The following is a 5,216-nucleotide window of genomic DNA, read 5'->3' on the forward strand; positions in this document are numbered from 1 at the left end:
AGATATCAACGCAGCGAAGAATATTAGGGATGAAGCCTTGCGGATCATTGCGTTAGGAACTAGCGCGTCTGCCAATGGACGGAATGTAAGTCAACCTGGTAAAACTTCGGTTTTGCTGGATGCTGTTCCGGTTGAAGTTGGGAGCCCCCGTCATAGCGTACTCGCTTGACGGTGGGTAGTTCACTCCATTCCAGTCGTAGCAAAGAATTTCCGCAATCGGATCGAAGTTGTCAGTAGTCATCTAATTAGCTCCAAAAGAATTACTTGCGATATTTCGACGGCTTTCGCGACTTACGATCGGGTGAATGTTCCCGATGAGCTTTACAGTATCCCGATCGATTAGCTTTGCTAAGGGTTATGCCGCAAACCTGACAGACTTTTTTGCACCACAATACAATTCGCGGCATTCCTCTTGAGTTTTTGAGATAGCCACTTGCATTTCAGGCAATATTTTGAATTCATCATTGAGCCTTTGTTGACTCCAGCCAGTTGAGCTGCTACAAATACTTGCAATATCTTCGTTAAATTGAGAATTGTTTGCACCGTGTAGCAATAGACCTTTGTACAAATGTTCCCTAGACCAACCAAAGCTATGCCCCCACAGTAATTGCCATTCCTCTTCACTAAAGTATTGCTGGGGAAAGTAATAAGCTCCATAGCCAAGACATTCGACTGAAACTTCCCCTAATAATTCTATTGCCTCTGGATCGGTTTCTTTATGTAGGCAAAACCATTTGCCTCTAATCTTCAAATAACTAGGATCGACATCATTTTTGCGATAGGAGGTGAAGGTACTCATATTTTATTAGTTATTAATAAATATAGTTTATCCCCACTTACCCCCACTTGTCAAATATCAATTACGGTCGAGGTCGAGACAATTAATAGCGATAGAGAACGGGCGATCGCGAGGGGAGAATGAGAACAGTGGCATCAGCAGATTCAGACAGCGAAGATCGGGGTATTGCCCCAGGCGGCAAGATCGGCTTCAAAGGTCGAGCGATCGCAATAGACCCGTTGAGATTCGGGTAAACGCTCCCAAACCACCTCTACCCAGTCAGGCTGTGCAACTCCTAGTGCCTCTCTGACTAACATCTCTCGTTCGTACATCAGTGGTTGATAGGCAATTGCGTAATATGCAAACGTCCGCTTTGCTCTAGGGATTAACGAGCCAGTTTTCGTACACCATTTTAATCCGTGTGCTGGACAGACAATTTCACCATCACTATTGACTGGCACACCCCTGAGCGATAGCTGTTGATGTGGGCACACATAACGATCGGTCATCCGCATATCCTGACAACCTGCCTGATAGATTAAAGGCACTGGGTTATGGACGTAATAATCTTCTGGCAATCTTAGACATTTTTTCTGCTTCCAAACAAGCGATGATTTTGCTAGAGCTGGCAGGGCACTGCCGTGGGCATACTCATACTTTGTAAACCGAATATCGATGTGAAAATGCCTAAACCCTTCAGATTCCTAGTTTTCAAAATCGTATAGATTGAGGGCAACTGGGGAGAGGTGCTTTGCTAATTGTCCGGCAGTAATCCTATTCATCTCTCTAAACAGATTTTGTCTCTTCCTCGAAAGAGTCCTATGTTAGTCGGCAGGGTTGAAACTCCTTCTAAATGCTATAAGTGGCAAGGCTAGAGAGAGTGAGGTCAGCTTAGTTTGACTGACTTTTGGAAATCTGGGCAGTTTTCTCAAGATATGTATCTAGAAACATTACTATGGCAATTGAAAGAATTTCTGAATGGGACTGGTTTCACAAGTATCTTATCGTGTCCGATTTCCCTGAATATATTTTTCTACATCCTACAAAGGAAAATTGCATTGCCATGTGTTGTGACGAAAGAAAATCAGAAAGGTTAACTGCTGCACCGCCTTTAGCTTGGAATTTGCTCCTTAACATTCCGCAGACCAATATTTATATCGATACAGACAAGCAAATTTTACGCGATCGTTTAAGTCTTTGTTACTTTATAGATGAAGATCGGGCTGAAGTTACAAATGTAAATTCATCTTCTACTTGTCGGAAAACAAAAGATATTAGGTGGGTACTTGATGACGTAACATTATGGTACTATAAAGAATTAATAAAGAATAATAGCCGAGTACAAAAAATATATAGTATCGTTCAGCGAGATGAAACTAGCTGGACTAAGTATTTTATCGATCGCCCTATTGAAGCAGATACGCTTTTAAAAACATTAGTTCAAACAGTTAATCCAAACAGTTGCTTAGAACTTGTAGAGATCGATCTTTTGTAGGGTCAACTAAGTTAATGGTGGGCGATTACCTGTGACGAAGCGCGGTTACGTCAATGGGCGTTCTATGTTAGTTGAATTAGAATGCCTATGGTTTGAAGAGGGCTGGGTGGTAAGAGAAGAGTTCGATCTCAACTAGCCAAGGCGAACGATTAGTAAATCTGGAGTTGTCGATCGCCTGTTTTAATCGATCGTTGGAGGTGTTCGGCGATCGCGATCGCTGTTGTTGAGATGAATCGATAGGTTCGTGGGAAGACTAAGAGAGCACGGAATAACTGCGGAGAAGTTGATTTATGGGACGTGGAATGAAATTCTTGCAACAACTCGATGCACCTAAGCATCCGAAGTCGGTCGGGTACGATTTGAATATCCCAGTGCCAAATTCGTCTTATAAATCGTGGCTTCCTGATGCTTGGCACAGAGATTATTTGGAACTAGGACTGTACTGCTGTGAGCGAGATCCGTCACTGGTTAAAATGCTGATTGACTACTATATTCAACTTGACTCGACGGATATTTGTGAGGAAGATTGGGTCATAGATGGAAATGCTCAGTTTAATAACTTGGGGGGGATGATGACCGACTTACAGCGACGTGAATTGGTCGTTCTTGCCAAATTACTACCAGTGGCGGAACTGACCACGACGATCGATCGGTGGTTTCCCAAGCGGCAACAAACCGAGATCCGTACTTTGCAGATGTTGTATTTCTGCACTGGTTTTGTGGGGGAGGTAATGCTCAAGCCTTGCAATAGTGAGTTACTGCCCAGTCGGGAGGAGCTGTCGATCGATCTGGTATCGGTGATGCGCTCGTCCAAAATGGCAGATGATAAATTTGGCACAGATTAGGAAGAGCTATTCCTTGAATAAAATATAAACAATTTTCGAGAAATGTCATTTACCCTTTCGGAATCGAAATCATTTAACAACTAAAATTAATGACCCCACGCTATAGCTTATTACTAAAAAGTCTCGATTCGATAAAATTTTTCTTTGGCAAGAGAAGCAGAGCAGAAAATCGGAATATAGAAAGGCAGTTGATGTTGTTGCCACCTTGTACTTCAGAAGAGTTACTTGCTGTTAATGATAACTATCAAGACGAGAAGCAAGGATTGATTATAGACATTTTCTCGATCGTTGCCTATGTTCTGATAATTTTTATCTGCATTTTTATCAGTGAAGCTTTACCTGTAGAGTCTATCTTAAAATTTATTCTATTGATTCTATCGATTTTTTTAAGTAAACAGACGCTCAGAAGTTTAGCAGCGATTATTGTTTCTAGAAAAATGACAAGTATTATGCACCATTTTTTATTAATTCATAATTTATAGTTGCGAACAACGCGATCGCAAGATTGAGTAGTTTGCTGCGGCGATCGCGTTAAATTGGCTTTTGTCGGGAATACTAGGTTAAGGGGATCGATCGTCAAATCAAGGAGAATTAGGAACATGGGCGATGCAAAAAGACGCAAAATACTAGGCGTTGGTCACAGCAACAAAACTCAATACCAACGACCACCAAACCGCAAAGCTATTTCAAGCGGTCGGATGCTAGATGAATTGAATATCTCCAGTGCGAACAGGTCTGAGATTAAGTATCTGTTATCTAGCAGTATGATGGATGACTTTCCTGAGATTAAAGTTGTAGTATTATATGGGTTGGATAGTTTTGATATTATGCCACTTTCGGCAATACTTGCTGATGTCCCATCGATTTCTGTGGAAGTATTAAAAGTCAAGCATTTATTAGATCCTCTCAAAAATGCTTTGATTATTTATATTCCTGACAAATCTGCCATTGCCCAAGTAAATGGGTTCAATATCGTTTTTGATATTCAACCTGTTACCAGCAAAGAATGGATCGAAGGAGTCGCATCGAGATCGATCGATATTAGAGATCTACCCAAGGATCATCCTCTACGGAGAGCGATTTTTGGGTGAACCCTGTTTGCTGGCGGTAAAATCAGGGGCTAAAACGGCTGGAGCTGTTGCGCCTAAATCGATTGCGTTTCGTGAAATTTAGCGATATTGGCAGTCGTCATGGGTACTTTAAGATCGGATACTTATGGTTTGATACTATGTCTGTTGACACGATTTCTTCAGAGTTAAAAGTACTGCAATCTCGACAGCACGACCTTCGCGATCGACTGGCTGCTGGTGAAGTAGCCTTAACTGGCTACCAAGAAGAACTTAACCGTCTAGAACGGCAAGAGGGGCGGTTGTTGGTCAAGCTTGGAGCGCAGCAGTTGATGGACGATTCAGTCAAAGCAGCAGCCATCGGTAGACAAGTGTTGCTGAAAATGGTCGCGGCTGCAAGCGAGCGATGTGTAGAGGATTTGACTGTCAGAATTGACAAGTTCCTAACCGACGATCGATGCAGAATTGACTGTGGTTTGGCGATCGAGTTTGATGAGGGTGAGCGTCAGATAATATCTCGGATCGAAAGTCTAGATGGTAATGGAATGCTGGTTATTGCTGCACTCCGTCGATTCAACAGTCGCCATGTGCCAATTAGAGATCTTGAAGAGGCTACTGGACTTGGCTATAGTTCGATCGAGAGTATCCTCAAAAAAGCGATCCTACTTAGTTTGGTCGATAAAATTCGCCAATTTGACAGTGCGATCGGTCGCGATCGTAGTCTTTATCGACTATCTCGAAAGGTAACGGAGCGAATTATGTGCTGGGGTGTGCAGCCGCCTCAAGCCACCCCCGATCGAGCTTTATTGGCGCAAGCAGCACAGGCACAATTATGTCCGAGCATGGAATTAAATTAACATACAAGCACAAAAATATGACTGAGAATCGTTATTCTTTATTAGCCTTTGCCAACAAAACACTCGATCGAGATCTTCAGCAAGGACTATTTGAATTAGAATCCGATCGAATGCTTGATATTAACCTTGACGGTGAAGTCTGGATTAAGATGGGGTCGATGATTGCGTATACTG

The 5,216-nt window shown here is 42.5% G+C and carries 8 protein-coding genes and 1 pseudogene; 6 read left to right on the forward strand and 3 right to left on the reverse strand.

Annotation, left to right across the window (positions count from 1 at the left end; translation table 11 throughout):
* Positions 1-169: pseudogene (locus ACEW9J_RS13860) on the forward strand (RNA-guided endonuclease TnpB family protein); the annotation flags it as partial.
* Positions 170-355: 186 nt separating this feature from the next.
* Here the strand turns inward: ACEW9J_RS13860 and ACEW9J_RS13865 are convergent.
* Together ACEW9J_RS13865 and ACEW9J_RS13870 are read right to left on the reverse strand one after the other, a co-directional pair.
* Positions 356-799 carry a hypothetical protein gene (locus tag ACEW9J_RS13865; protein ID WP_373545704.1) on the reverse strand — a complete coding sequence of 148 codons (444 nt, stop codon included), beginning with the start codon at positions 797-799 and terminating at the stop codon, positions 356-358.
* 143 nt (positions 800-942) lie between these two features.
* A complete protein-coding gene (locus ACEW9J_RS13870) occupies positions 943-1,326 on the reverse strand; it encodes a Rieske 2Fe-2S domain-containing protein (protein ID WP_373545705.1) in 384 nt (127 codons plus the stop codon).
* Positions 1,327-1,733: 407 nt separating this feature from the next.
* On the opposite strand from ACEW9J_RS13870, the gene ACEW9J_RS13875 reads away from it, so the two are divergent.
* A complete protein-coding gene (locus ACEW9J_RS13875; protein ID WP_373545706.1) occupies positions 1,734-2,273 on the forward strand; it encodes a hypothetical protein in 540 nt (179 codons plus the stop codon).
* A gap of 149 nt (positions 2,274-2,422) precedes the next feature.
* Here the strand turns inward: ACEW9J_RS13875 and ACEW9J_RS13880 are convergent, their stop codons facing one another.
* On the reverse strand, positions 2,423-2,611 hold the full coding sequence (locus ACEW9J_RS13880) for a hypothetical protein (RefSeq protein WP_373545707.1): 189 nt from the start codon (positions 2,609-2,611) through the stop codon (positions 2,423-2,425).
* Positions 2,612-2,746: 135 nt separating this feature from the next.
* On the opposite strand from ACEW9J_RS13880, the gene ACEW9J_RS13885 reads away from it, so the two are divergent.
* The 4 genes from ACEW9J_RS13885 (at position 2,747) to ACEW9J_RS13900 (ending at position 5,042) form a co-directional block, all read left to right on the forward strand.
* Positions 2,747-3,118 carry a hypothetical protein gene (locus ACEW9J_RS13885; protein ID WP_373545708.1) on the forward strand — a complete coding sequence of 124 codons (372 nt, stop codon included), beginning with the start codon at positions 2,747-2,749 and terminating at the stop codon, positions 3,116-3,118.
* Positions 3,119-3,207: 89 nt separating this feature from the next.
* On the forward strand, positions 3,208-3,600 hold the full coding sequence (locus ACEW9J_RS13890) for a hypothetical protein (RefSeq protein WP_373545709.1): 393 nt from the start codon (positions 3,208-3,210) through the stop codon (positions 3,598-3,600).
* A gap of 117 nt (positions 3,601-3,717) precedes the next feature.
* Positions 3,718-4,209 (forward strand): hypothetical protein, encoded by a 492-nt coding sequence (locus ACEW9J_RS13895; protein WP_373545710.1) that lies wholly within the window; start codon positions 3,718-3,720, stop codon positions 4,207-4,209.
* A gap of 137 nt (positions 4,210-4,346) precedes the next feature.
* Complete coding sequence (locus ACEW9J_RS13900) at positions 4,347-5,042, forward strand: hypothetical protein (RefSeq protein WP_373545711.1); 696 nt, start codon at positions 4,347-4,349, stop codon at positions 5,040-5,042.
* The last annotated feature ends 174 nt before the right edge of the window (positions 5,043-5,216 follow it).

Source organism: Chamaesiphon sp., assembly GCF_041737865.1.
Taxonomy (GTDB): Bacteria; Cyanobacteriota; Cyanobacteriia; order Cyanobacteriales; family Chamaesiphonaceae; genus Chamaesiphon.

What these genes read in the sequence shown, in the direction of transcription:
- ACEW9J_RS13865 (WP_373545704.1), bottom strand. Translation starts at nt 799, where the DNA reads ATGAGTACCTTCACCTCCTATCGCAAAAATGATGTCGATCCTAGTTAT.
- ACEW9J_RS13875 (WP_373545706.1), top strand. Translation starts at nt 1,734, where the DNA reads ATGGCAATTGAAAGAATTTCTGAATGGGACTGGTTTCACAAGTATCTT.
- ACEW9J_RS13880 (WP_373545707.1), bottom strand. Translation starts at nt 2,611, where the DNA reads ATGCTTAGGTGCATCGAGTTGTTGCAAGAATTTCATTCCACGTCCCAT.
- ACEW9J_RS13885 (WP_373545708.1), top strand. Translation starts at nt 2,747, where the DNA reads ATGCTGATTGACTACTATATTCAACTTGACTCGACGGATATTTGTGAG.
- ACEW9J_RS13890 (WP_373545709.1), top strand. Translation starts at nt 3,208, where the DNA reads ATGACCCCACGCTATAGCTTATTACTAAAAAGTCTCGATTCGATAAAA.
- ACEW9J_RS13895 (WP_373545710.1), top strand. Translation starts at nt 3,718, where the DNA reads ATGGGCGATGCAAAAAGACGCAAAATACTAGGCGTTGGTCACAGCAAC.
- ACEW9J_RS13900 (WP_373545711.1), top strand. Translation starts at nt 4,347, where the DNA reads ATGTCTGTTGACACGATTTCTTCAGAGTTAAAAGTACTGCAATCTCGA.